25 protein-coding genes are annotated in these 23,681 nt (G+C 60.6%); 14 read left to right on the top strand and 11 right to left on the bottom strand.

The window, feature by feature from the left end; translation table 11 throughout:
* Window positions 1–89: 89 nt before the first annotated feature.
* The 3 genes from J5M56_RS03755 to J5M56_RS03745 form a co-directional block, all read right to left on the bottom strand.
* Window positions 90–1,442, bottom strand: coding sequence for a PAS domain-containing protein (locus tag J5M56_RS03755; RefSeq protein ID WP_207869796.1), 1,353 nt, complete (start codon window positions 1,440–1,442; stop codon window positions 90–92).
* A 276-nt stretch (window positions 1,443–1,718) separates the two neighbouring features.
* A complete protein-coding gene (locus J5M56_RS03750; protein ID WP_060479663.1) occupies window positions 1,719–2,039 on the bottom strand; it encodes a hypothetical protein in 321 nt (106 codons plus the stop codon).
* Window positions 2,040–2,221: 182 nt separating this feature from the next.
* Window positions 2,222–3,049: an amidohydrolase family protein gene (locus J5M56_RS03745; protein ID WP_207869794.1), complete on the bottom strand. Its 828-nt coding sequence runs from the start codon at window positions 3,047–3,049 to the stop codon at window positions 2,222–2,224.
* 302 nt (window positions 3,050–3,351) lie between these two features.
* Between J5M56_RS03745 and J5M56_RS03740 the strand changes: the two genes are divergently transcribed.
* The 3 genes from J5M56_RS03740 to J5M56_RS03730 all read left to right on the top strand — a co-directional run bounded on the left by J5M56_RS03740 (window position 3,352) and on the right by J5M56_RS03730 (window position 5,050).
* Window positions 3,352–4,053, top strand: coding sequence for a DUF3053 domain-containing protein (locus J5M56_RS03740; protein WP_207869792.1), 702 nt, complete (start codon window positions 3,352–3,354; stop codon window positions 4,051–4,053).
* A 159-nt stretch (window positions 4,054–4,212) separates the two neighbouring features.
* Window positions 4,213–4,566: a hypothetical protein gene (locus tag J5M56_RS03735; protein WP_207869790.1), complete on the top strand. Its 354-nt coding sequence runs from the start codon at window positions 4,213–4,215 to the stop codon at window positions 4,564–4,566.
* Window positions 4,567–4,639: 73 nt separating this feature from the next.
* A complete protein-coding gene (locus tag J5M56_RS03730; protein ID WP_186477800.1) occupies window positions 4,640–5,050 on the top strand; it encodes a hypothetical protein in 411 nt (136 codons plus the stop codon).
* Window positions 5,051–5,241: 191 nt separating this feature from the next.
* Here the strand turns inward: J5M56_RS03730 and J5M56_RS03725 are convergent, their stop codons facing one another.
* Window positions 5,242–6,006, bottom strand: a complete 765-nt coding sequence (locus J5M56_RS03725; RefSeq protein ID WP_207869788.1) for a hypothetical protein — start codon at window positions 6,004–6,006, stop codon at window positions 5,242–5,244.
* A 79-nt stretch (window positions 6,007–6,085) separates the two neighbouring features.
* Window positions 6,086–6,574, bottom strand: coding sequence for a cysteine hydrolase family protein (locus J5M56_RS03720; protein WP_186477802.1), 489 nt, complete (start codon window positions 6,572–6,574; stop codon window positions 6,086–6,088).
* A 118-nt stretch (window positions 6,575–6,692) separates the two neighbouring features.
* Here J5M56_RS03720 and J5M56_RS03715 point away from each other — a divergent pair, with 118 nt between their 5' ends.
* Complete coding sequence (locus J5M56_RS03715; RefSeq protein ID WP_186477997.1) at window positions 6,693–7,541, top strand: GGDEF domain-containing protein; 849 nt, start codon at window positions 6,693–6,695, stop codon at window positions 7,539–7,541.
* An 84-nt stretch (window positions 7,542–7,625) separates the two neighbouring features.
* Complete coding sequence (locus J5M56_RS03710; RefSeq protein WP_060477134.1) at window positions 7,626–7,922, top strand: DUF3144 domain-containing protein; 297 nt, start codon at window positions 7,626–7,628, stop codon at window positions 7,920–7,922.
* 3 nt (window positions 7,923–7,925) lie between these two features.
* On the opposite strand, the gene J5M56_RS03705 is transcribed toward J5M56_RS03710, so the two are convergent.
* Entirely contained in the window at window positions 7,926–9,551 is a 1,626-nt protein-coding gene (locus J5M56_RS03705) for a methyl-accepting chemotaxis protein (RefSeq protein WP_186477803.1), read from the bottom strand.
* Window positions 9,552–9,768: 217 nt separating this feature from the next.
* On the opposite strand from J5M56_RS03705, the gene J5M56_RS03700 reads away from it, so the two are divergent.
* Both J5M56_RS03700 and J5M56_RS03695 read left to right on the top strand, forming a co-directional pair.
* Window positions 9,769–9,972 carry a hypothetical protein gene (locus J5M56_RS03700; protein ID WP_207869786.1) on the top strand — a complete coding sequence of 68 codons (204 nt, stop codon included), beginning with the start codon at window positions 9,769–9,771 and terminating at the stop codon, window positions 9,970–9,972.
* An 87-nt stretch (window positions 9,973–10,059) separates the two neighbouring features.
* Window positions 10,060–12,225: an HAD family hydrolase gene (locus tag J5M56_RS03695; protein ID WP_207869784.1), complete on the top strand. Its 2,166-nt coding sequence runs from the start codon at window positions 10,060–10,062 to the stop codon at window positions 12,223–12,225.
* An 18-nt stretch (window positions 12,226–12,243) separates the two neighbouring features.
* Here the strand turns inward: J5M56_RS03695 and J5M56_RS03690 are convergent, their stop codons facing one another.
* Entirely contained in the window at window positions 12,244–13,137 is an 894-nt protein-coding gene (locus tag J5M56_RS03690; protein ID WP_186477805.1) for a LysR substrate-binding domain-containing protein, read from the bottom strand.
* A 168-nt stretch (window positions 13,138–13,305) separates the two neighbouring features.
* On the opposite strand from J5M56_RS03690, the gene J5M56_RS03685 reads away from it, so the two are divergent.
* Window positions 13,306–13,479 carry a DUF2986 domain-containing protein gene (locus tag J5M56_RS03685; protein ID WP_186477806.1) on the top strand — a complete coding sequence of 58 codons (174 nt, stop codon included), beginning with the start codon at window positions 13,306–13,308 and terminating at the stop codon, window positions 13,477–13,479.
* Between the two features lie 82 nt (window positions 13,480–13,561).
* Here the strand turns inward: J5M56_RS03685 and J5M56_RS03680 are convergent, their stop codons facing one another.
* Window positions 13,562–13,762: a DUF1289 domain-containing protein gene (locus tag J5M56_RS03680; RefSeq protein ID WP_060477130.1), complete on the bottom strand. Its 201-nt coding sequence runs from the start codon at window positions 13,760–13,762 to the stop codon at window positions 13,562–13,564.
* A 64-nt stretch (window positions 13,763–13,826) separates the two neighbouring features.
* Window positions 13,827–15,992: a methyl-accepting chemotaxis protein gene (locus J5M56_RS03675; RefSeq protein ID WP_186477807.1), complete on the bottom strand. Its 2,166-nt coding sequence runs from the start codon at window positions 15,990–15,992 to the stop codon at window positions 13,827–13,829.
* Between the two features lie 244 nt (window positions 15,993–16,236).
* Between J5M56_RS03675 and J5M56_RS03670 the strand changes: the two genes are divergently transcribed.
* Genes J5M56_RS03670 through J5M56_RS03660 form a run of 3 tightly spaced genes read left to right on the top strand, consistent with a single transcriptional unit; the run spans window position 16,237 to window position 18,414 of the window.
* Window positions 16,237–16,911: a histidine phosphatase family protein gene (locus J5M56_RS03670; protein ID WP_207869782.1), complete on the top strand. Its 675-nt coding sequence runs from the start codon at window positions 16,237–16,239 to the stop codon at window positions 16,909–16,911.
* Between the two features lie 2 nt (window positions 16,912–16,913).
* On the top strand, window positions 16,914–17,771 hold the full coding sequence (locus J5M56_RS03665) for a phosphatase PAP2 family protein (protein ID WP_207869780.1): 858 nt from the start codon (window positions 16,914–16,916) through the stop codon (window positions 17,769–17,771).
* Entirely contained in the window at window positions 17,752–18,414 is a 663-nt protein-coding gene (locus J5M56_RS03660) for a methyltransferase domain-containing protein (protein ID WP_186477810.1), read from the top strand. Before J5M56_RS03665 ends, J5M56_RS03660 begins: the two co-directional genes overlap by 20 nt.
* Before the next feature lie 71 nt (window positions 18,415–18,485).
* On the opposite strand, the gene J5M56_RS03655 is transcribed toward J5M56_RS03660, so the two are convergent.
* The gene (locus tag J5M56_RS03655) at window positions 18,486–19,364 is read right to left on the bottom strand and encodes a hypothetical protein (RefSeq protein WP_207869778.1); all 879 of its coding nucleotides are present in this window, start codon (window positions 19,362–19,364) and stop codon (window positions 18,486–18,488) included.
* A gap of 189 nt (window positions 19,365–19,553) precedes the next feature.
* Here J5M56_RS03655 and J5M56_RS03650 point away from each other — a divergent pair, with 189 nt between their 5' ends.
* The 3 genes from J5M56_RS03650 (at window position 19,554) to J5M56_RS03640 (ending at window position 22,875) form a co-directional block, all read left to right on the top strand.
* The gene (locus tag J5M56_RS03650; RefSeq protein WP_207869776.1) at window positions 19,554–20,525 is read left to right on the top strand and encodes an aliphatic sulfonate ABC transporter substrate-binding protein; all 972 of its coding nucleotides are present in this window, start codon (window positions 19,554–19,556) and stop codon (window positions 20,523–20,525) included.
* A gap of 16 nt (window positions 20,526–20,541) precedes the next feature.
* Complete coding sequence (locus J5M56_RS03645) at window positions 20,542–21,906, top strand: LLM class flavin-dependent oxidoreductase (protein ID WP_207869774.1); 1,365 nt, start codon at window positions 20,542–20,544, stop codon at window positions 21,904–21,906.
* Window positions 21,907–22,038: 132 nt separating this feature from the next.
* On the top strand, window positions 22,039–22,875 hold the full coding sequence (locus J5M56_RS03640; RefSeq protein WP_060477124.1) for a bifunctional allantoicase/(S)-ureidoglycine aminohydrolase: 837 nt from the start codon (window positions 22,039–22,041) through the stop codon (window positions 22,873–22,875).
* A 245-nt stretch (window positions 22,876–23,120) separates the two neighbouring features.
* Here J5M56_RS03640 and sodC read toward each other — a convergent pair whose 3' ends face one another.
* A complete protein-coding gene (gene sodC / locus J5M56_RS03635) occupies window positions 23,121–23,636 on the bottom strand; it encodes a superoxide dismutase family protein (protein ID WP_186477814.1) in 516 nt (171 codons plus the stop codon).
* Between the last annotated feature and the right edge of the window lie 45 nt (window positions 23,637–23,681).

Raw genomic sequence — 23,681 nt, 5'->3', positions numbered from 1 at the left:
ACGCGCGTTTTGAAATGCCTGCGGTCGTCTGAATCAGACCAGGCGTAGCGAAAGGCGATTCAGATCAGCCAGGGGCTATGTGATGCACGCTAGCTGATTGTATGAAGAACGCCGCGATAGCCGATCAGGCGCCCTGCGGCGCTGTGGCGCCTGAAAATCTGCATTTCGAACTGGCCAATGCTGCCATCGGCGCAGCGTAGTGCAGTCCAGACTGACGCCCCGGGCTCGGTTTCAGCGATTACCGAGGCTATATCAGGGCTTGAAGGCTGCGGCGCTTGCAGTGAAGCGAAGGAGCGCCCAAGCATCTGAACCGCCGGGTAACCAAGCAAAGTGCAGAACGCCGGGTTTACTGACGCAATCCTGGCCAGCTCGTCAAGCTCGAAATAGCCGTCTCGCATTGCTTGGAGAATCACACGGTCGCGGGCTTCGTTTTGCTCAAGGCGGTCGAGCACACGGTTCGCTTCGCGTGCCAGGGTGCCCAATTCGTCAACGCTGTCATCTGTCAGGCGTCGCCCGACCGCTGACCCACCCACGGCGAGCAGTTCGCGATGCAAGCGCGCAATGCGTCGCAGTAGATTCACGTTCAGTGCAAGGTAGATCAATAGCCATGCCAGGCAGATAAGCCCGAATGTTACGCCGAGAAAGATAGTTAGCTGCTGCTCGCCCTCCAGATAAAGGTGGCGTTCACGGGTCAATTGCAGCCGCAGTTGCGGCTCACCCAGGCTGTCATGAAACAGCAGGTCGATACTCTGATGGCGGCCATCGACTACCTTGCGATTACCGATGCTCATCAATTCAGTCTGAAGCGCTGGCCGCTGCTGCTCGCTGGTCACAGGCAGCCAGGCCAGCTCGCCGCCCAATTGTTGCTGCAGCATGGTGATTCGCTTGCGGTCCATGAAGGTGCCGGCCAGCAGTACACCGCCGGCCCGTTCGCCGCTGCGAGCGGTATCGACTGCCACGATGATCAGCGGCACCCTGAAAACTGCCAGTAATTGCGCAGGCGGCGCCACATCCTGGGCCTGGAGCAGACGCACCAATTGCTGCTCAGCGCCTTCATGCAGCGCCTGCAAGCTGAAGGGTCGAACGCCAGAGGGGCGTTCCAGCGTCGTGAGGTCAAGCGGCCGCCAACTCTGCCGGCGCATGCCATTGGCAAAATAGCCGATGAAGTCGAAACCGCTGCGGCCCAACGTGGCAGCATCCAGGGGGAAGGCCGCTGGTACGGCCCCCGGTAGCGCCTGGGCCCATTGCCGCAGGCGGTTGGCGTCACGCTCGAAAGTACTGCCTAGCAACGCCCGCAGGCGTTCGGCTTCGGCAACCAGCAGGCGTTCGTCCTGTTTGTCCTGGGGCGCCAGCAGCATGCTCTGGGCTGCGAAGTAGATGAGCAGCAACACCAGCAGCAGCGGCGGGACTAACAGCCAGAGCAGTTTAGCGCGTAGCTTCATGCGGGCCCCCATACCCTTGTTCAACCGCCTGATGCAGCCGGGCGAGCTCGCCTGGCTCGACGCCAGCCCGCGCTACTGCGAGCCGCCCGTACAGGTTGCGGTCAAAACATGAAGATTTGGCATCGGTGCTTGAGAGTAAAGTCGAAAAAAAGCCGATGTGCCCGTTAACACTGTACGGCACGACTGTGCATGCGGCTGCGTGTTTCGCATGCACATCCGGGGGTTAACTGATTGCCGCTGTCCATTGCAGACAGCGGCAGATTCCCAATCTTGCGTTTATCGGCACATGCGCTTGATAGCGCGGTCGGCGGCAGCTTGGAATACCCGCCTGAGCGCCTCCAGTTGCTCCTGGTTGAAAGCCTTGGCACAGGTCAGCCCTTGCAGAAAGCCGATTCCCCAAGCTTTGGTTTCAGCCAGTTCCTGACGGTTTTCGGCGTCGGCGATATCACCCAGGTGCAGTGCTGCGGGGTGCTCGTAGCGGTCTTCCAGCGCCAGTTTGCGTAGCTCCTCCAGCGCCACCTTGAACTCGGCAGCGGCAACATCGTCCAGGCCCAGGTGCTCGTACTGCAGCAGGCTTAGACGGTCGGTGGCGGTCATCTTCGAATCTCCGTTTCACAGTAGTGGAGCAAGTGCGAGAAATTCACCCAACCGCCGCGACGCATCCGGATGCCAGCGAAGGTGGTGTGGTTGATGGTTGTATACCACAACTCAGGCCCATGCCCCTAGCGGCGCGCGCCATACGGCCATGAGCCGGGGGCGGTACTGTCGACTGCGTAAGATCAGCAAAAGCCAAACAGCCGCTGCGGGGTGTCCCACATGACCTGGCGACGTACCTGGGCATCGGGCATCAATCGCTCTGCAAGCTTGAGCAGCGGCCCGTAATCCACCCGCGCGTGCTGGCGTATGAAGGGCCAGTCCGAGCCCCAAACACAGGCGTGCGGGCCAAATCGCTCGAGTAGCGCACGGATGTAATCGTGGCTCTGCCGATACAGGTCATCGGCTTCGGCGAACTTCTGCACGCCGGAGAGCTTCACCCAGGCTCTGCCGCTGTCGGCAAGCCCCAGCAATGCCTGGAAACCAGCCTGTTGCAGCCCCATGGCGGCATCTGGCCGGCCGCAGTGGTCGATCAACAGACGAACCGAAGAGCTTTCTATCAGCTGCTGTAATCCCAGCAGTTGGTCTTGGCACACCTGTACCTGGGCAAACATACCCAACTCGGCCAGCTTACCGAACAAGGGCTCGGCATCGGCCATGCTGGCTACGCCGTTCAATGCTGGGTTGAAGGCCACCCCGACCACGCCCTGGTGCTGCAGCGCGGCCAAGGCGTCCAGTCCGATTTGCCGCTCGACTACCGCAATGCCCTTGAAGCGTCCCTGGCCTGCTGCCAGGGCGTGCAGCAACAGTGCGTTGTCGGTGTGGTAGCCACTGTTGGGCCCCACCAGCAACGCATGGCGCACGCCATACGCGTCGAGCACCTGGTTGAACTGGGTTAGGGTTGCCACCTCCTGGCCAGCCGGTGCGTAAGGGGCCTGGGGGTGGTAAGGAAAGTTTGAGGGGTCGAACAAATGGTTATGGCAGTCGATCTTCGGTTCGTCGTAGATGTTCAAGCGTATCTTCTCCAGGCGCCAATGCGTTTGTTACACCTATAGTCGATGCATTAACCGATCCTGTCGAAACCTATCGACGCGTGCCGGGCTGATACGGTTGCAGACAGTCATCCACAAGCGTAACAGCGCCTGTGGCGGATACAGCACGGCCGGGCGCTCGAGCGAGGGCGGCAAATCGAGGGATTCACCTGGCCGTGGGTGCGCATGGCGAACATTGGATCCAGCGCTGAAAACCCGCTACCCTTGAGCGCCACGCCAGCTTGCCAGCTGGCGTGCCTCAATCCCTATGGAGTTTCATCGACATGAACGTCTCGTTCCGCCCCACGTGGTTGCTTGCCCTCGCCCTGCCTCTCGCACTCGCTGCCTGCGGCGACAACGAACCCAAGCAACGCGCTGCCTTCAGCGAATTCCTGCAAACCCGCATCATCGACAAGCCTGGCGTGCACGTTCCCAAGCTCAGCGCCGATGAGTCGAAGGCGTTCGGCCCCTACAGCGACCACTACGCGGTCATTACCCACTTCAATAGCGCCATGGATGACGCCGTCAAGCCCCTTGGCGGCCTGCTGCAAAAAGGCGCGGTGCGTTCGCTGGACGATATCACCAGCCGCCGTGACGACATCAAAGCAGTACAGACCGGCCTCAACGACATGGGCAGCGAACTGCAAGTGCAAAAAGCCAAGGCCGATAGCGCCCATGCTCAGCTCAAGCAGCCGGAAGATCTCAAAGTGGTCTACGACAAAGCGTACGACCGCACTGTCAGCGTGCCGGCCGATACCTTCCTCCAGGTGCTGCCGCAGATCAACGGCACCCTCGACAGTAGCCTAAAAGTGGCCGACTACGTCGAAGCTCATAAAGCACAGATCCAGATCAACGGGCCGGTCGTCAAGGTCACCGACCCTACAGTGCAGGCGCAACTCAACGCGTTGCTGCAGGACCTGACCAATCAGGCCAAAACCGTGCAGCAGGCTCAGGCCCAGCTCAAGACTGTAATGCTCGGTCGCTGAACCTCATCAAGCCAGGCGTGGCGGCTTGATCGCCACGCTCAAGCCGCCTCTCTAGCCCTGATTTGCAGTGATGGCGCCTCTGTGCAGCTCCACGACGCCCAAGTTCACCGTTGCCTTGGCTATGCTCAAACCCATATGACTAGCCTTTCAGGTAACCTCATGCCCCCCTTCGCCCCCACCGCGCTGGCCACGGCACTACACGACGACGGCCACACATCGCTGCTCGATCTGGTGCAACGCCACCTTGCTTCCCTGCTCGGCTCGCGCTATACGATCACCCTGGCCGTCAGTGGTGATGTACCTGAACAGTACCACTTGGCCATTCAACACAGCCAAAGCGGCGTATCGCTGGAAGACAGCGGCAAGATCGACTCAGGTTTGGCCGAACGGCTGGTTGCCATGGGCGCTCAGGTCAAAGCCATGCTCGAGTCAGACACATTCGCGCGCATGAGCAGCAATGACCCGACACGGCCACTGGTCTGGTTGAAGGGTATTGAGCCACCAATACACTGAATAACCAGAACTTTTCCCCCATAACTTGTCTATCTGCGCATATTCAACGACAACCTTGGGGGTTGCCTGAGTCATGAAATTCATTCTCCCGCGCGTGCTCTTCGCTGGCCTGCTGGCCTTGGCGTCGATTGCCCCGGCGTCTGCCAGGCCAGCTAACACTGCAGCATTGGCCCTGCCCGATCAAACCGTAGTTCAAGCGCCAACCGTACGGGCCGAGAGCCCATGGCCGAGCGTTGCCAGCGTTGCCGAGGGTCGTCCGGGGCCGCTGCTGGCTCACGATGACCGCTATTGGCGGGACGGACGCTGGCACTATCACAGCCAAGACCGCCGCCGCGAAGAATGGCGCCGGGCACAGTGGCGGCGCGAGCAGGCACGGCGCGAGGCCGAGCGCCGCCGTGACTGGGAACGCCGCCACGAACGCGCACATCACTACCAGTACGATCGCCGCCACTACCAGTACGATCGCCACCACTACCGCCGCTGAGCATCCAACCAACGGGCGCCATTGGGCCCTGGCCGCACTACGCCGTCGGAATGGGCAATAGCCCAATCCCACCTAGGCTTCGCTGCCCCCTGCCAGGGGGGCTACCAAGGGACGGTGCGCTTGCTGCTCACTGGCATGGCGCCGCTATCAAGCCTGGGCTCGCGGACAAGGTTGCGGAGCATCGAGTACCCTCAGCGGCGCGACAGCAGCTTGGCCAAAAGGAATGTGGCCATTACCGCAAGCACCACGGCGGCGGCAATCGACGGCACGCTGCCCCACTGCTCGAGAGTCCCCTTGACCATCAGATAGAAGCCCAGCACACCCACGGCACCTATGGCGTTGCCGCGAACGATTGCACCCAGTTCACGGTGCCCTCCCTGCACATGGGCAAATACCGCCAGTGGCCAGGCGATGACGGGAATCGGCGCCAATAGCCCACTGGCCACAGGACCGAGCCATTGGGCGCTTGCGGTGATCGCCAGCAAAAGTGCAGTGGCCGTCAGCATGCGCATCGGGATCACCCAGCGTGGCATTTGCACGACCTTGGCAGCACTGCCGGGCGCCGGTTGCGACGTCGCAAGGATGATCGCACTCAACAGCGCCAGGGTCACCCCCACTGAAAGTACGACCGATCCCAGATGGCTCATCAGCAGCGCCGCTGCGGCATAAACCGCCAGGGCGGTTATGTAGCCAGGCAATGCCCCAATACGCCGTGTGACCCAGAAGTAGAACAAATAGGTTGCCTGTACCGCCGCCAGACCGGCCAAGGCGCCAGGTACGGCCTGCAGGGCAAAGCCAGGGCCCTGCTCAAGGCTGAGAAACAGCACCACCAAGGCTGATGTCACCGGCAGCCCGGACAATAGGCCACCAATTTGCGTGCCCCAGCGCCTGGCTGCCAGCGAGATGGCCAGCATGAGTGTGGGGGTGATGAGGAACTTGAGGTAGAGGGCGGTCATTGGCGCTGGTGCGTGTGAGTGGGGCCTGGTGGGCGGCGCCCCAATGCTAAACGATGCGCAAAGGCTTTTCGCGGTTTATTCATTGCCCTGCCAACATGAGTTGGGCCATCACCTCGGCGCGCGAGGTCACGTTGCCGAAGTGGTGCTTCCACAGGTCTATGCCCAGCTTGCCAGAGCGGTCAAGGGATGAGCCAACGGTGAGGTCGGTCACCAGGGTCGGGCACAACCCGGCATCGAACAAAGCGAAGCCTGCGGCCAGCACGCAGGTTTCGGTCTGCATGCCGCAGACAAGCACGCGCTCGACGCCCATCTGTTTGAGGTGAGCGATCGCCTCGCTGGTCTGACCATAGCCATGCTTGACGAACACGTGGTCGACTTCGACCAGGCACTCATCTTCACTGGCCGGGTGCCAACCCAACTGACGCTGAAACGGCGTCACCTGTTCATCGTGCAGTTCAACCGATGCCACCGCGGGTATGCTCGCCGACAGCAGCCTGATCCCATCGACCAGCCACTCCGGGGGGCTGAAGGTCGACTGGACATCAACGATGAGCAGAACCTGCTGCATGAACGACTCCTGAATGCTCGAAACGGTCGCGGAGTATATCTGCATCAATGGCTACTGGTGGAATCGGCCCGGCACTGTGTATGCTGGCTTCGCCCAGCCCGACCCGTCGTACGCGCCTATGCCAGTTGACCTTCAAGCGCTTTACCCCAAGCTGATTCAGCTGATGCTGGACACCGTCTTCGTGGTCGACAGGGACAACATCATCGTTTTCGTCAGCAATGCCTGCCATGCGTTACTCGGCTACCGAGCCGACGAGTTGGTGGGTACGCCGATCACCCGTTACATGCATCCTGATGACCTCGACGCCACGCGCGCATCGATCGTGCGGGTGATGAACGGCCAGGCCCACAGCGACTTTCGCAACCGTTACCTGCGCAAGGACGGTGAGGTGGTGCATATCCTCTGGTCAGCATTCTGGTCCGATGAGGTTGGCGCCCGGATCGGCGTGGCACGCAATGTCACAGCACTGACTCAGGCCGAACAGGCGTTGCGCTTTCTCGCCCACCACGACTCGCTGACCCGGCTTTGCAATCGCTCCCTGTTCAGCGAACGGCTGGCCGGTGCGGTGCGTCAGGCAGTTCCTTTTGCCTTGTTGTTTCTGGACATCAACGACTTCAAAGGCATCAACGACGTGCACGGGCATGCCATCGGCGACCGGGTGCTGTGCGAGGTCGCCCGGCGGCTGGAGGGGTGTGTCGGGCCTCAGGACACGGTGGCGCGTATGGGGGGCGACGAATTCACCGTATTACTGTGCGGTGTGCATGCCGGCACGGTGCCCGAGAAGACGGCGCAGATCCTCGCTGCCATGGCAGCCCCGCTGGCCAGCGAGCCCGATTCACTGCCCATGCCGTCCTGCAGCATTGGGGTGGCCTGCTACCCGGCCGACGGCGACAGCATCGACGCGTTGCTCAACTGCGCCGATAGCGACATGTACCGCAACAAGCGGCGCAGGTCTTTCCCAAGGTAGGGCTTTGCCGGCAACGGCTGCGCACGGGCGATCTGCTGTGGCATGCTTTGCGCCCGCAACACACGCCCACACAGGTAAATCGTCATGACCCAAGCCACCGACCAGGCATTCTACGACCGCGCCGATGCGCATATCGACCTGGCCAATCAGCAGATCGATACCCTTGCCGACGTCGGCAAGGTCAGCGCCTCGATGACGTTTGCCGCCAGCCGTTTCAGCGCCTGGATCAGCGCCCGTAACTTCAAGTCCGGCGCTGAAATGGCTGCTGCACGCGAGGAAATCGTCAAGTACTTCAGCGACCAGTACCGCATGATGCTTGAGGACAACGTCGACGAGTACATCGATCAGTTCGACCACTACGTCCTTGGCAAACAGCGCTGAACGTCAAACCCGGAACCGCCCCACCAACGCCGTCATTTCCCCGACCAGCCCGGACAACGCCTGGCTGGCCTGGCGTGTCTGCTGCGCGCCTTGCGCCGAATGCCCGGACAACTCGCGGATATTCAACAGGTTGCGGTCAACTTCACGGGCCACTTGCGCCTGTTCTTCCGCTGCACTGGCAATCACCAGGTTGCGCTCGTTGATTTCACTGATAGCACTGTAGATGCCTTCCAGCGCTTGGCCCGAGGCCAGGCTCACTTCAAGCGTTGACTGGGCGCGGCGGGTACTGGTCTGCATCGAGGCCACTGCCGCTTCGGTGCCCTGCTGCACGCGGCCGATCATCTGTTCGATTTCCTGGGTCGAGGCTTGGGTACGGTAAGCGAGGGTGCGCACTTCGTCGGCCACCACGGCAAAGCCGCGCCCGGCGTCTCCGGCACGGGCCGCCTCGATGGCCGCGTTCAGCGCCAGCAGATTCGTCTGTTCGGATACAGAACGGATCACTTCCAGGACCTTGCCAATATCCCGCACCTGCCCGACCAACTGCTCCAGATGGGCACTGCTGGTCTGGATCTCGTCGGTCATGGCCTGGGTACCATCGATGTTCTCGCTGACTTGCTGGCGACTTCTTTGCGCCAACTGATTGGATTGCTGGGTAGCTTGGGAAGTGGTGACAGCGTTACGCGCCACCTCCTCTACGGCTGTGGTCATTTCAGTGACGGCGGTGGCAGCCTGTTCCAGCTCCTGACCCTGTTGCCGAAGGTTTTCTGCGCTTTGCTCGGTAACGCTGTTCAAGGCATGCGCTGCGTCGGACAGTTGCCGGGTGCAGTCGCTGATACTGCCCAGCGTTTCACGCTGACTCTGCTGCATGCGCTGCAGCTCATGGAACAATTGCCCGATCTCGTTGCGTTGATGCACCTGGACCGGCACGCTGAGGTCGCCGCCGGCAATTCGTTGGAAATGCAACCCAGCCTCACGCAGCGGGTGCAATACCCGTTTGGCGATGAACGCCCAGCACAGCGCCGCGAGCATTAAGGTCACCGCCAGCAACCCCAGGCTCAGCAGTTGCGCGCGCGCCAGGCGGCGGTCGGACTCCTGCATGATCTGCTGGCCGCGATCGCCCAGCGCAGCCACCAACTGCTGGCGCAGTGCCTGCAGCCGACCCATGGCGTTTCCGGCATCGATGTTGACCTTAAAGTACGCGTCCAGCGAGCGTTGACGGGTGGCTTCGCGTTGGCCAGCCACGGCCTTAGCGTACTCGCCGAACGTCGCCTGCAGCTCCATTGCCAGCTTGCGCAGGGCCGGATCACGCATGTTTTCTACAAATTCATCCACCAGGCCCTGGCTCTTGCCTAGCAACTCGACCGAAAGTGCCATCCGCTTGTTCGCACTTTCGTCATGGTCACCTAGTTGCTCGATGAATCCTGAAGAGACGTTGGCACTGGAACGAATCGCCATCAACAGGGCGTTGTTCAACCGGTCAGATTGATGAGCGGTCTGGTCCAGCTCGTTTATCTGCGCGTCGCTGCCCAGCGCCGCACGCCAAGCACTGACGGTTGAAAACAACAAGGTCATGCTGAACAGCAACAGCACCCAGGCCATTCCGGTACGAATTTTCAGGTTGGCAAACATGCAAGCAGTACTCCTTCAGTGCTGGTTGTCACCACGTTGGGTCGAAATTTCGACGGTGGGTGAGCAGCTATCGGAGAGGCTGACGCATGCTTGAGGGCATGGCAGGTGCATGTGTTCGATAAACGAACGAATCTTGCTTACGCCTTGCATCAGCGTGCCCATACGTGCAAGGGTAAAAAAGGAACGTCAGTCACCAGAGAAGGAAAACCCTTACCTTATGCTCGGAATCACACGTATCCATCGCTATGTGCGCCCATTGTCCGCCACCCCTTCGGCAGCCAGTGGGCGTGAATTCAAAGCCAACGCCATCACCCGCCTTGCTTCAAAGATCGCCATCCTCCTCTGCACTCCCCGCGCCGTTGCGCCCTACCTCTGGGTAGCGCCCCAGCGCCCCCCTGTCGACCGCCTACCCCCTACCTGACTGGCCACGCTGCAGTGCGTGCATTCACACGTCATTCATTCACCGAAGACGTACGGTTTCCTGCCAACCTAAAAGGGGCGACAGCCAATGATCTTGTTTCAGGGTAAAAAAATTCTCAGCGCCATCTTCGATATGGATGGCACGATGTTCGACACCGAGCGCCTGCGGTTCAAGACGCTCAAACAGGCCTCACTGGAAATCTTTGGCCGGGCGCTAAGTGAGCAGACGCTCATCGGTTCGCTGGGTTTGAGTGCGAAGAAAGCCGAAGCCCTCGCCAAGGCCCACAACGGCGAAGATTTCCCGTACGCACAGATTCGTCAGCGCGCCGATGAGCTGGAACTTGAGCATGTGCGCAATCATGGCGTACCGATCAAGGCAGGTTTGCTGGAAGTGCTCGAGCGGCTGCGCAAATCCGGCCTGACCATGGCCGTGGCCACCTCCAGCCGCCGCGCAATCGCCGAGGAATACTTGATCAATGCCAACGTGCTCAAGTACTTCGACATCACCGTCTGCGGCGATGAAGTCAGCCAAGGTAAACCTCACCCAGAGATATTCCTGCAAGCGGCGCGGGCACTCAACTGCGCGCCAGAGCAATGTTTCATGGTCGAGGACTCGGAAAACGGGCTGCTCTCGGCTATCCGCGCCGAAGGCCAGGCAATTCTGATCGAAGACATCAAACCACCTGCACCTGAGGTCAAGGCAGGCGCACTCAAGGCCTACCGCAGCATGCACGCGTTTCTTGCCGACCTGAGCGAGTGCGTGCCCGACCTGGGTATGCCAGAACTGGCCGAGCCTTTCCCCACCTCGTTCAATCAGTTCCGGGTGGGGATTCATGGTTTCGGTGCTATTGGCGGCGGCTATCTCACTCAGGTATTTGCCCACTGGGACGGCTACACGCGGCCTTGCGAGATCATCGCAGCGACCCGCTCGCCCATGCTCCGGGAGACCATTACCGCATTCGGCAGTTACAGCGTGCGCTATGGGGCCAGCGCGTTCGACCAGACCATCGAAAATGTGCGCATGATCGACATGGATGATGAGCAGGCGGTCATCCAGATGTACAACGATTCGGAAATCATAGGCTTGAGCCTGCCTGAGCAAGCTATCCAGCAACAGGCCGCGGTAATTGCCAAGGGCTTGCTGCAACGCTTCGAGCGGCGGGGCCGCGAACTGACCTTGCTGATCGTGCTGAACAAGATCGGCGGCGCAGCATTCGTACGGCGGCATGTGCAAACGCAGTTGGCAGCGCTCTGCGCTCCAGACATCGCCAGGCAGGTGCTGCTCAAGACGCATTTTGCCGAAACAGTGGTCAGCCGCATCGTGTCCAAGATCAGCAATGATGCGCTGGTTCGGCAATTGCGAATCAAGTCGCAGATGTTGCAGAACAGCCTGGAGGACGAGCAAGAACCGGCGCGCCCAACTGCTGAATATCAGCGTCTGATCAGCCGCTTCAGGCCCTTTGCCCAATCCAGCAATGCCATGAGCCAGCTGCATTTGGTGCTGTTCAACAGCGAGCCGGACATGCCACTGTATGTCGAACGCGGCGGCGACCTGCTGGAGCGGCTGCGGCAGGTGAAGACCGTCAAGGACATCACCCCGATTCAGATCATCAAGAACCGATTGTGGAACGGCCCCCATGCAATCATCGCTTGGTACGCCAGCCTGTTGGGGTACACCTGGGTCGGCCAGGGTATGGGTGATGACCGTGTCAGTGCCCTGGCGCAACGCCTTATCCACGATGAAGTGGCGCCCACGCTGGTGGCCGAGTACCCAGACTTGGCCGAAGTCGTTGCGCAGTTTGCCGATGTCTTTCTGGAGCGCTGCAAGCGCTCATTCAAAGACCCGTGCGCCCGTGTAGGGCGTGACCCGATGCGCAAACTGCAGCGTAACGAGCGAATCTTCAGCAGCATCGACTTGGCCAAAAAGCACGGCATTGCCACACCCGCCCTGGCTCAGGGGGCGGCACTGGCCATTCATTATGCGTTGCGCTGCAACTCGGCCAAGGACCGCGAGGCCCAGCGCATGAAGCAGTTGTACAACGCCAGCGGCGAACGGGTCGACGCGGTGCTGACCCATGATGGCGATTACCACGGCAAGCCCTACCCTGGCCTGCATCCGGTTGAGGACGCGTCGATCATCGACAGTATCGCCGACAGTTTCCATCGTTTGCAGCAGCGCGACAGCGCTCAGTGGGCTGCAGCACCTTCAGCGCCGGTGGCACAACGCAGTGCGCCCAATCACCAGCAACCTTGATGCCTTGCAGAGGCGGGCTCAGTTTTCCGCTACTTGGGCTCTGAGCCACGCCCTGACCGTGCTCAGCGCTTGAGGCTCGTGCATGCGGCGGGGCCACACGAGGTAAAAGGCTTGGTCCAGCCTCAGACACTGGGCAAACACCTGCACCAAGCGGCCGGCCGCGATGTCGGCCTTGACGAAAGCCAAGCTGGCCAGGGTGATGCCCTGCCCGCCGAGCGCGGCATCGATGGCCAAAGATGTCTGGTTGAAACGCACGGTTTTCGCAGTCGCTGGCGGGTGGCCTGGGAATAAGGCCGCGCTGAACGCTGGCCAGAAATCGTGCCCGTCATGCAGGGCCACATACCCCTGCAATGCGGTGAAGGTGTCGGGCTTACCCCGCTCAGCCAGCAACCCTGGGCTGGCCACTGCAACGATGCTCTGGTCCATCAACCGTTCGACGTTCAACCCGCCACCAAATGGCGGTTGGCCGTACCGCACGGCGATATCAACGCCATCGGTGTGAAAATGTGAGAGTCGGTCGGTGGCCAGTAAGCGCAAGTCAATGTCGGGATGGGCCTCGGCGAAGTGACCGAGCCGTGGAATCAGCCACTTGGAGGCAAACGATGGCGTCACGCTGACCGTAACCTGAGATGGCGTCGGACGCAGCAGACGGGTGGCGTCGTCGATCATCCCCAGCGCGCTACGAATGCTCGCAGCATAGCTACGCCCGGCATCGGTCAAGCCTACGCCCCGTGGCAGGCGCTCGAACAGGCGAACTTGCAAGCTCGCCTCCAAGCCGCGCACCTGCTGGGCCACAGCTGCCTGCGTAACGCCCAGTTCCTCTGCGGCGAGGCGAAAGTTCAGTTGACGCGCCACCACTTCGAACACGCGCAGCGCATTGAGTGAAGGCAACCCAGGGAAGCCTGCAGGCATGGTAAGGATTTCAATCGGCCAAGGTCTGCCGAGGCTACCGCTATCACTGGCTGTTTGGAAGCAGCCTTGTTGCCCCTGCGGAGGTGCCCTATGGATGCGGGTCAAAGGCCAAGGGGGCTAGCCACGATGTACAATGCAGCGACCTTTGCTGCACGTCAGAGATGGACGATGAACCGCCAGAAGAAACTCAAACAATTGCTCAAGGCTCACCAGAAAAAGGCCAATGCCAAGCTGGCCCCCAAAAGCAACAAACCCAAATACATCAGCAAGGCCGACCGGCTGAAACTGCAGGCCGACACCATTGACGGGGCTGGCACCGATAGCCTGGCCGAGCAAGGCTAGCTACTAAGGATGCCTGGATTGCCCTTGCTAGGTGAACCTGCGCCTGTAGCGATTGCTTACGGCCTGAGCGAACGCGGCAGATTCACTCGCTGCCCTGACGCTTGGCGGTCTTTTTGGCAATGGCCTTCATTCGCGCGGCAGCTCGCTGCACGGTAGCCATTTTCTCCGGGCGTTTCATGCCGCGCCACTTACGGATTTCTTCGCGGGTGCGACCACAGCTCACACACAGCTCGCTGTTGAGCTGGCAAAGCGAAACGCAGGGGTTTTCGATGTCTTTAGCCATGGCAGGCTCCGATTGCGGGCGCGGATCATACCTTGAATGAGACCGCACCCATACCCTTTGCCATTCATGCTAGAGCAGCGCGCCTACTGTCGCTGCTGACCTCGAACTGCCCCACTAGCTTCTGCAACTTACCGGCATTGACCCTCACCGTCTCTGCACTGCTCTGTAGTACCACGGTTGTCTGGCGCATCTGGTCGGAGGACTGGTTCACCTGCTCGATGGTCTTGCCGTATTGCACACTGCGCCGATTCAACTGCTGAATGATTGCGAACATCGCCTCGACCGCCTGGTGCAATTGCACGTTCTCCGATGACGCATCTTCAGCCAGGCGCAGGCTGTGATCGACATCGCTTACCCCGTGCTCCATGTAGCTCACAGCCTGCTGCGTTTCTTCCTGCAGCCCACCGACCATGTGCCTTATGTCGTCGGCCGCACGCGATGTCCGCGCCGCCAGGCTGCGCACCTCGTCGGCCACCACCGCGAAGCCCCGGCCGTGCTCGCCAGCGCGTGCGGCCTCTATGGCCGCGTTGAGCGCCAGCAGGTTGGTCTGATGGGTGATATCACTGATCAACCCGGTGATAGTCCCAATTTGGCCCATACGGTTGTCCAGCGACTGCACGCTCGCTGAGGATTGTGCGACCACATCGCGAATCGACTGCGTACCGGCCTGCACCGCCTGGAAGTCCTCACGGGCCCGGGTGACCACCTCATCCATGGCTTGTTTCATCTGTTCGGCGCTGACCGAAGCCTGCTGTAACTCGCCCAGTTGTTCTTCCATGATGATCATCATCTGGTGCAGCGACTCGCAGACATCAGCGCAGGTCATGCTCGCCTCATGGCTGCGGCCCAGCATCATCCGGTTAGTGGACCCCACTGTGCGGCTAGCCTTCACCACTTGCCCGACCACCGCATCCAGGCGGTCGATGAAACTGTTGATCCAACGCGCCATATCGCCGGTTTCATCATTGGCCAGGGCTTGTGGATCCAGACGCTGGCGTAGATTACCTTCACCTTCGGCAATGGTACGTAGTACACCGCTCATGCCATTGAGCCGCGCAGCCAAGCGTTTGGGCCCCAGAGCACTGAATGTCAGCGTGGCGATGAGCATGCCCAGGGCCGCAATGGCATCGTTCCACCCCTGGGGCAGCCCGGCGTAATGCTGAACCAGAAAGTTGCAGCCAAATAGGCCAGCCATAATCGCCACATAGGGCTTCATCAGCCCGTAACTGAGCGAGCGTCTGCGGTACACCTCCTCAAGGTCGGCTTCACACATCATGCCCCAGCGGTCGGGTGAGCCAGGCAGCTGGAAGGTAACGCCTTTGCCTACCACCGGCACATGCCGATAGTCCGAGTAGCCTGGGTAAGTCACGAACAGGTTGGCGCCATGGCGAATGGTTTCCCGCACGCCGGGGTGCAATTGGCCAGTCGATGGGTCGGTAAAGCGCAGCTCAAGCTCGGTATGACGGCGGACCTGCACCGTACTCCATGGAGTACGCACGCCGCCCTTGAGGTTCTCGCCATGGGTGAAGGTGCCATCCTCGAAACGCGAGCGCGACAACGCAGTGCCTGGCTCGATGGTTGGGTCAAAACGTGCTTGGGCCATGAACAAATAGTTGTCGCCAGATTCGGCGTATATATGCCCGGCTTCACGCTGGATGAGATCGCCGAGCACATCGTTGGGCACACGGCCGCAAAGGCAGCCTACGGTGGTACCACCGCGTTGGATCGGTTGATAGAACATTAACGTGACTTCATCGTGAAAGCGTGAGGAAGACGGCCCGATTTGCAACGTCAACGGGTCGCTGTACGGCCCGTGCAGGAAAGGCGCCTTCAAGCCTTCGGCCAAGGCATCAAGCTGTGCGCTTTTCGAGTTGCCGCGCCCATCCCAGGTAGACACCATCACATCACCCGTCAGGTCCACCACACACAGCTCGGAAAAATCTTCAGCCTGGGCCAGCTTGTCCACTAGTAGCGCGCGGTCGGCCTGCGTGGAGCTCTGCGCTAATTGCTGCGCCAGCTCTGCCAGGTGCTCCCACTGCTCACTGGCCCAGTTGTGCAGCAACTTTACGCGGGTCTGTGCAATTGCCTCGAAGGTCTGTTCGATTACTGGGTAATGCGTGCGGTTGAGCCGGCAAGCCCAGGCCATCTTGAGCTTGCCCGCACTACCGAACCACGGCAACCAACGTTTTTCTTTAGAAGACAACTGCATGGAACGGCTTGAAAGCGACATTTTATTCACCACATGCGACATCATATGGCCAAGTGATAGCAATTTGTACGCCAACTCGTATGCAAGCTAACGATCTGGCATTAACGGTCCTTGGACCCCACGCTCGAGCACCAACTCGGTGCGCATTGCTCGATATGCACCGTCAGTGGGCCCCCTGCCGGCAAGATAATTTTCACACCCACTTCACTGAGGGGCCACAACACCGAAGATAAGGTGCTGCCAGCCTTATCCTTGGAGTGACAGCATGCTGGAACATGTAATCGCGTTACCCCTACGCAGGCTGCACCTTAAAAGTCGCAAGCTGCCGATCATCCGGCTGCTTGCCATGCTGGTGGCAGCGTCCGCACTGGGCCTCATGCATGGCTTGCCCTCCCGCGTCACCAACCTGGGTAGCTCGCAAGCCCTGCCCGAGGGTATCCGTAGCGCTTGGAACAGCGGCGATATGATCCTTCTGGTTCGCCATGCCGAACGCTGCGACCGCTCCAATCATGCCTGCCTGAGCGACTCTGCCGGCATTACCGTGGACGGCAGCCGGGCCTCTGCTACGGTCGGTGACGGTATACGCCATTTGGGCCTGGTCGGTGCCGACATCTTCACCAGCCCCGAAGCGCGCACCCAGCAGACCGCCTCGTTCGCCTTCGGCAAAGCTGTCGAAACCCAACAGTGGCTGGCGCGCTGCGACAGCCGCTTTGCCGATGCCGTGTTGGCTCATAAAAGAGAGGGGCATAATCTGGTGCTGGTCACCCACAGCGGCTGTATCGACCACCTGGAGCGTAGGTTTGGCGTAGCCGGTGGCGAACGCTCTGCTGGCTATGCCAGTACCCTATTCGTCAGCAGTTCAACCCATGGCACAGCTCACTTGCTCGGGCAGCTCAATGCCAATCAGTGGCCAGCATTCACCAGCCACGCAGGGAGCTAGGCATGCCTGCATCATCGATAACCAAGTTTTACTTCCACAACCTGGTCGTACCACTTCTGCTGGCAGCGGTTGTGTTCTTGATGTTCGATCTTACCGAACTGGATCGCTGGATCAGCAATCTGCTCCTCGACCCCGCCACCGGCCAGTTTTCACTGCTGCATGACCCGGCGTTCGAGAAACTGACGCATAAATGGCCACGCATCCTGCCGAACTGGACTGGCGAAGCGGCAATCGTCGGATCACTGCTGTCGTTCATCTGGCCATGCCTGGCAAAGCATCCCGATGCATTGCTCACCCGCGGCCTGGATGCCAGCAGAGTCACCCCGGCTCTGCGCTTCACCAGCGCGCACCGTCGTGATTTTCTGTTCGTGGTGGCGGCGTTCGCTTTGAGCACAACCGTGATTCATTACCTCAAGAGCCATACCGGCGTGTACTGCCCGGTGGAAACTACGCTCTACGGCGGCGCCGAAGCGCGCGTTGAATGGTACGAGAACTTGCGCTGGTTCAGTAAGGCTGGCGAAGGTCGCTGTTGGCCTGGCGGCCACGCGTCCAGCGGTTTCACTTTGCTGGCACTGTACTTCGTGGCCCTGCGCCACCGGTGGCAACACGCACGCAAGCTGCTGGTGGGCATTTTGCTGATCGGCTTCGTCTACGGCACCACCCGCGTGCTACAGGGCTGGCACTATATGTCGCACACGTTCTGGGCCGGGATATTCGTATGGTTGACCACCTGGGCCACTGCCCTGGCTTTCTATGGGCGTGAGGCGCTGCAAGCCCCGCGCAGACAAGGCGACGCTGGATGCCTATGCTTGAGCACTCACCTTTCCCAGGAGCAGCGGCATGACGACATCCGACGATGACGTGTTGAGCAGCTGGCAACTGAACGCCAGTGCCTGGATAGACGCAGTGCGCGGCGGCGTCATCCAGAGCCGGCTGCAAGTCACCGACCAGGCAGTGCTGCTGGCGATTCTTGGGCGCCAGCCTGAGCGAGTACTGGACCTTGGCTGCGGTGAAGGCTGGTTACTCAGGGCATTGGCTGACCGCGGTATCGAGGCGGTCGGGGTAGAGGGTGATGCAGGGCTGGTGGAAGCTTCGCGGGCCGCTGGGTCTGCGCAGGTGTACCACGCCAGCTATGGGCAGATAGCTGCCGCAGAGGTGGATATCGGAGCCGAATACGATCTGATTTGTGCCAACTTCGCGCTGCTGCAACAAGACGTCATCCCGCTGTTGGCGGCGACCAAGGAACTGCTGGTGCCTGGTGGGGCCTTGGTCATCCAGACTACGCACCCCTGGTGCGTGGCGAGCGATAACTATCAGGACGGCTGGCGCGTGGAAACTTTTGCAGGCTTTGCTGGCAACTGGCAGCCCATGCCGTGGTATTACCGGACGTTGGCCAGCTGGCTCAATGCGTTGCACATGGCGGGCTTCAGGCTGTTGAGCCTACAGGAGCCACAGCACCCGCAAAGCGCAGTGCCACAGTCATTGCTGATGATAGCGGACTAACAGCCCTGCATGGCTCGGAGCAACTGGGTTGGGCGCCCGGCGCCCGCGAAAGCCGCAGGTGCAGCAACCCATCAACGTTGGGCGGTGCTCTGGGCCGCGGGTGGCGTCAGTTGCAACACGCGGTCGCGGCCGCCTTCGGCCAGCAGGTAACCCCCTTTGCCATCTGCGACGATCGACTGCGGCGCCTTGAGGAAGGTCAATACCACGTGCTGAATACCCTTCGCATCCACACGTAAGAGGCGTGCGCGGTGAGTGTTGTCTTCACTGATCCACAAGCCCCGCTCGTCACACATCAGAAACGTAGGGTGACTCAGCCCCTGCACCACTACTGGGTCCCTACCGTCGTCGGCCAAGGCGCGCACGTTGCCACTGCCTTTTTCTGTATACAACAAGCGGCCATCGGCACAGCGAGTCAGCCCTTCGGCTTCGGTCAACCCCGCTCGTAACACGTCAAGCTTGCCGCTTGCCCAGTCGTAGCGCATCAGCCGGCCATTGCCCTTGCGATCTTCGACTGCGTAAAGATGGTCACCATCGTTCCACAAGCCCTGCACACTTTCACCATCGAACAGCTCGGTGAGCTGCCCATCGCGCGACAGGCTCACCGGCGCGCGCCCGCCCTCCTGGCTGAACACCCAGCCACCTTTCACCGCGGCCATGCCGTCCGGCTTGGAAAGGTTATCGATCAGTACGACGCGGTCACCGCTGGCAGTGATTTTCAGAATGCTGCCTTTGCTGTCATCCAGTTCGCGGCTCACCAGCAGGCTGCCATCGGCCTGAGGCAGTAATGAGGCGGCCTTAGCCACATCACGGTGCAGCACCTGGACCTGCCAGCCATCGGCGGCCTGCACGGGGTAGAAAGACTGCCAGGCGAAAAAGCCCAAGGTGGCGACAGTTAGGCAGGTGGTAGCAGTGAGCGCGATACGAACGCTGCGCCGACGCAGGATGGGCATTGAAGGGCTCCCTTGTTTTGGGCCCGAATCCTATCAAGAGGATGTGAAAATTTCGTCACGAACCGCCAAAAACATAAAACGATATAAAAATAGCTAAACGGTCTAACAAAATGGAATAAAAAAATTGAAGGCCGCATGCCAGCTCCTTAGGCTGAGGACATCGTGACCCACCTATCAGGAGCTATCTTTATGCCCTTCTCTGCTCTACGTCGCCTTTTGGTCGGCGGTATCATGGCTACGTTAGTCAGTAGTTTGCTGCCTTGGTCCAATGCCCTGGCCGAAGACGCCAAGACACTGCGCATCGGTTATCAGAAATTCAACAGCATCAACATCCTCAAGGGCACCGGAGCACTGGAGAAAGCGCTAGCGCCGCTGGGTGTGAAGGTTAGCTGGCATGAATTCGCCGCAGGCCCGCAACTGCTCGAAGCACTCAGCACGGGTGCCATCGATCTGGGACATGCGGCAGATGCGCCCTCGGTATTCGCCCAGGCGGCGAACAAGCCGGTAATCTATCTGGCCGCCGAACAGCCCTATCCGCGCGGTATCGGGCTGGTGGTGCGCGAGCAAGACCACCTAACGTCGGTGCAGGACCTTAAAGGCAAACGCGTGGCGACGGGCCGAGGCTGGAACGCCCAGTACCTGCTAGCGGTGGCGCTGCAACAGGCCGGCCTGAGCTACAAAGACATCACCCCGGCCTATGTCAACAACGCCGCCGACGCAGTCGCCGCCCTGCAATCAGGTAGCGTGCAGGCGGCTACCTTATGGGACCCGTTCCTCGCTGCCGCCCAAAGCCAGCCGGGCTTGACAAACCTGCGCGATGGCAGCGGCCTTTCCAACAACCGTACATTCTACCTTTCCACTACGTCCTTCGCGGACAAGCACCGCGACCTGCTCAAGACCTTCTTCAGTGAATTGAGCAAGGTCAGCCAGTGGGCCAATGCCAAGCCTGATGAGGTCGCAGCGCTACTGGCACCTCAGTTGGGTATCAACGCCGATGTATTGCAGGTGGCCAGCGAACGGCGCAACTACAATGCGGTTGCCATCACCCCGCAGATCATCGCTGAGCAACAAAGACTGGCCGACACCTTTGAAGGGCTTGGCCTGATCGCGCACAAGCTGCAGGTGGCCGATGCGGTCTACCCAGTTTCTCTATTGCCATGACCAGGGAGTGAAGGCAATGGCCCGCCCTATTCGCTTTAATGCCTTCAGCATGAACGCCGCCAGCCATCAGTCCCCAGGGCTTTGGCGACACCCACGCAACACCAGCGTGGCGTTCAACCGCTTGGGCTACTGGACTGACCTCGCGCAGTTGCTAGAGCGCGGGCTGTTCGACGCGCTGTTCATCGCCGATGTGCTGGGAATATACGACGTTTACCAAGGTGGCCCGCACGCGGCCCTGCGTGGGGGCGTGCAAGTACCAGTCAACGATCCGTTACTGCTGGTGCCGGCAATGGCGGGAGTCACTGAGCACCTGGGGTTCGGAGTGACTTTCTCGCTCACTTATGAGCACCCTTACCCATTCGCCCGACGCATGTCGACGCTCGATCACCTGAGCAATGGCAGAGTTGGCTGGAACATCGTCACCGGCTACCTCGACAGCGCCGCGCGTAACCTGGGCTCGGCGCGTCAACTGGGTCACGACCAGCGCTACGACCTGGCCGAGGAATACCTCGATGTGCTGTACAAACTGTGGGAGAAAAGCTGGGAAGACGATGCAGTACAACTGGATCGGGAAAGCGGCCGTTACATCGATCCGTCGAAAGTCCATCCGATCAGTCATGTGGGCGAGCACTTCCAGGTGCCTGGCATGCATCTGTGCCAGCCTTCGCCCCAACGCACGCCGGTGCTGTTCCAGGCCGGTGCCTCAGCACGCGGTCAGCAGTTCGCCGCCCGGCATGCAGAGTGTGTATTCATCAGCGGCCCGACACAGACCGTGCTGCGTCGCTACGCCGACGGCATCCGCAAGGCAAGCGCAGTGGCTGGGCGTGCTCAAGCGCAGGTTCTGATCTACGCCCAGGCGTTGCTGATCGTCGCGCCAACCACTGCGCAAGCCCAAGCGCGCTTTGCCGAGTACCGCCGCTACGTCGACTTGGACGCAGCTCTGGCCCTGCTGTCGGGTTGGACTGGCATCGACTTGGCCGGCCTGGACCCGCAAGCGCCCATCGAATACGTGGAAAACGACGCCGGGCGCGCCGCCTTGGCGGCTTTCACGGCCGCCGACCCCAAACGCCGTTGGACGGTGCGTGAAGCGGCCGAATTCATCGGTTTGGGCGGCCGCGGGCCCGTGCTGGTCGGCGATCCCAGCGAGGTGGCCGACCAACTCGAGGACTGGCTCGATCAGACGGGCATTGACGGGTTCAACCTGACCTACGCCGTTCAGCCGGATGACTTGGCCAACGTCGTCGAACTTTTGGTGCCAGAGCTGCAGCGCCGTGGCCGTTACCCGCTGAGCTATGCTCACGGCACCTTGCGGCACAAGCTTTTTGGTCACGGCGACCGGCTACCGGAGGGCCATGCTGGACGCAACGTCTGCATTCAGTAATCGAATGTCGTGTATTTCAACATTTAATTTGTGGATGATGCGGGCTGCCCTCTATGCTGTCCGCACATCCCCTGCACGCACCGGACGGTGTGGTTCAAGGCACGGGGAGAGAACAACAAGTCGAGACCGCACATGTCGAACCATTCTTACTTCGCCCCCCACGGTGGGCACCCAGCTCAAACCGAGCTGTTGACTGACCGTGCCATGTTCACCGAAGCCTACGCCGTCATCCCCAAAGGCGTGATGCGTGACATCGTCACCAGCCACCTGCCGTTCTGGGACAAGATGCGCATGTGGGTCATCGCCCGACCACTGACGGGTTTCGCCGAAACGTTCTCGCAATACATCGTCGAAGTAGCCCCGGAAGGTGGCAGTGAGCGTCCCGAGTTGGACCCTAACGCCGAAGCTGTGGTGTTCATCGTAGAAGGCCAACTGGACATTACCGTCGAAGGCAAGCACCACACCCTCACACCGGGTGGCTATGCCTTCCTGGCGCCAGGTGCCGAGTGGAGCCTGCGCAACAACAGCCAGGCCAACGTCACTTTCCACTGGCTGCGCAAGCACTACCAGAAAGTCGAAGGCCTGGCCGTGCCTGAGTCGTTCGTCACCCACCGTGACAACGCAACCGTCATCGAAATGCCAGGTACCGAAGGCCGCTGGGTAACCACCCGCTTCGTCGACATGGCCGACATGCGTCACGACATGCACGTCAACATCGTCACCTTCCAGCCTGGCGGTGTTATTCCATTTGCTGAAACCCACGTCATGGAACACGGCCTCTACGTGCTGGAAGGCAAGGCAGTGTACCGCTTGAACCAGGACTGGGTCGAAGTGGAAGCCGGCGACTTCATGTGGCTGCGTGCCTTCTGCCCGCAGGCCTGCTATGCCGGTGGCCCAGGCAAGTTCAGCTACCTGCTGTACAAAGACGTCAACCGCCACGTGCACCTGACCCTCAACCCGCAGCGCTGAGTCAAGCCTGCTGACTAAAGCTCACCAGCAGACTCAACGCTGTTTTCTTGAGAGCGCCGGGGCGTTTTTGCGGCCCTTGGCGATGCAAAGGCGCTCCCAATCGGATCGTACAGGCTTGTGCGAAAGGTGTGGGAGCGACCGTCTTGGCTAGCCGCTTACCGATTGCAGTTGCGCTCAAAGCCCACTAGGTCAGGGCTTAGGCGGCCAAGTGCGCATTCAGTAAAGTCGGCTTCGGTTCACTAGCATCACTGCACCACACCACAGGCCACGCGCGCCCCACCACCGCCTAGTTTCTCCGGGTGGTCGCTATGGTTGTCCCCGCCGGCGTGCACCATCAGCGCATGGCCTTTGAAGTCCTCTGCCTTGAGCCGTGGTGCTAGTACCGGGTAAGTAGCCTTGCCATCGGCACCCACATACAACGCTGGCAGGTCGCCCCGGTGGCCACTGTCATCGTATGGGCCTTTGTGCGCGTTGGTCGCGTCTGGGTCCCAGTGGCCGCCTGCCGCGCCCGCCGGCACTGCTTTGCCGTTTTCGGCAGCTGCTGCGCAAGAGCCTTTCTGGTGCAGGTGGAAGCCATGCACACCTGGCGGCAGGTCCTTGAGATCGGGCGTGAGCAGGGTGCCATATTTATTCTGTTCGATGCTGATGGTACCGATCGACTTGCCTGGGCCATCCTCCCCGGCCAGCTTCAGCTCGACCGTCTGAGCGGCTTGAGCGAGGCCGGCGCAGGCCAGCAACGCGGTGGCGACGAATGCTTTCATGTCATTTCTCCATGGCTTGGGTTGGGCGGGCTTCATACCCACGTA

This window comes from Pseudomonas sp. 51_B (assembly GCF_017491595.1).
In the GTDB taxonomy this organism is placed as follows: Bacteria; Pseudomonadota; Gammaproteobacteria; order Pseudomonadales; family Pseudomonadaceae; genus Aquipseudomonas; species Aquipseudomonas promysalinigenes.
This window is presented reverse-complemented; position numbering and strand designations above follow the sequence as displayed.

Coding starts and splice junctions, on each gene's coding strand:
- J5M56_RS03700 (WP_207869786.1), top strand. CDS start 9,769: ATGCTCGGAATCACACGTATCCATCGCTATGTGCGCCCATTGTCCGCC.
- J5M56_RS03755 (WP_207869796.1), bottom strand. CDS start 1,442: ATGAAGCTACGCGCTAAACTGCTCTGGCTGTTAGTCCCGCCGCTGCTG.
- J5M56_RS03685 (WP_186477806.1), top strand. CDS start 13,306: ATGAACCGCCAGAAGAAACTCAAACAATTGCTCAAGGCTCACCAGAAA.
- J5M56_RS03640 (WP_060477124.1), top strand. CDS start 22,039: ATGTCGAACCATTCTTACTTCGCCCCCCACGGTGGGCACCCAGCTCAA.
- J5M56_RS03675 (WP_186477807.1), bottom strand. CDS start 15,992: ATGTCGCTTTCAAGCCGTTCCATGCAGTTGTCTTCTAAAGAAAAACGT.
- J5M56_RS03720 (WP_186477802.1), bottom strand. CDS start 6,574: ATGCAGCAGGTTCTGCTCATCGTTGATGTCCAGTCGACCTTCAGCCCC.
- J5M56_RS03690 (WP_186477805.1), bottom strand. CDS start 13,137: ATGCCTGCAGGCTTCCCTGGGTTGCCTTCACTCAATGCGCTGCGCGTG.
- J5M56_RS03695 (WP_207869784.1), top strand. CDS start 10,060: ATGATCTTGTTTCAGGGTAAAAAAATTCTCAGCGCCATCTTCGATATG.
- J5M56_RS03715 (WP_186477997.1), top strand. CDS start 6,693: ATGCCAGTTGACCTTCAAGCGCTTTACCCCAAGCTGATTCAGCTGATG.
- J5M56_RS03725 (WP_207869788.1), bottom strand. CDS start 6,006: ATGACCGCCCTCTACCTCAAGTTCCTCATCACCCCCACACTCATGCTG.
- J5M56_RS03665 (WP_207869780.1), top strand. CDS start 16,914: ATGCCTGCATCATCGATAACCAAGTTTTACTTCCACAACCTGGTCGTA.
- J5M56_RS03660 (WP_186477810.1), top strand. CDS start 17,752: ATGACGACATCCGACGATGACGTGTTGAGCAGCTGGCAACTGAACGCC.
- J5M56_RS03655 (WP_207869778.1), bottom strand. CDS start 19,364: ATGCCCATCCTGCGTCGGCGCAGCGTTCGTATCGCGCTCACTGCTACC.
- J5M56_RS03680 (WP_060477130.1), bottom strand. CDS start 13,762: ATGGCTAAAGACATCGAAAACCCCTGCGTTTCGCTTTGCCAGCTCAAC.
- J5M56_RS03670 (WP_207869782.1), top strand. CDS start 16,237: ATGCTGGAACATGTAATCGCGTTACCCCTACGCAGGCTGCACCTTAAA.
- J5M56_RS03740 (WP_207869792.1), top strand. CDS start 3,352: ATGAACGTCTCGTTCCGCCCCACGTGGTTGCTTGCCCTCGCCCTGCCT.
- J5M56_RS03750 (WP_060479663.1), bottom strand. CDS start 2,039: ATGACCGCCACCGACCGTCTAAGCCTGCTGCAGTACGAGCACCTGGGC.
- J5M56_RS03705 (WP_186477803.1), bottom strand. CDS start 9,551: ATGTTTGCCAACCTGAAAATTCGTACCGGAATGGCCTGGGTGCTGTTG.
- sodC (WP_186477814.1), bottom strand. CDS start 23,636: ATGAAAGCATTCGTCGCCACCGCGTTGCTGGCCTGCGCCGGCCTCGCT.
- J5M56_RS03645 (WP_207869774.1), top strand. CDS start 20,542: ATGGCCCGCCCTATTCGCTTTAATGCCTTCAGCATGAACGCCGCCAGC.
- J5M56_RS03735 (WP_207869790.1), top strand. CDS start 4,213: ATGCCCCCCTTCGCCCCCACCGCGCTGGCCACGGCACTACACGACGAC.
- J5M56_RS03730 (WP_186477800.1), top strand. CDS start 4,640: ATGAAATTCATTCTCCCGCGCGTGCTCTTCGCTGGCCTGCTGGCCTTG.
- J5M56_RS03710 (WP_060477134.1), top strand. CDS start 7,626: ATGACCCAAGCCACCGACCAGGCATTCTACGACCGCGCCGATGCGCAT.
- J5M56_RS03650 (WP_207869776.1), top strand. CDS start 19,554: ATGCCCTTCTCTGCTCTACGTCGCCTTTTGGTCGGCGGTATCATGGCT.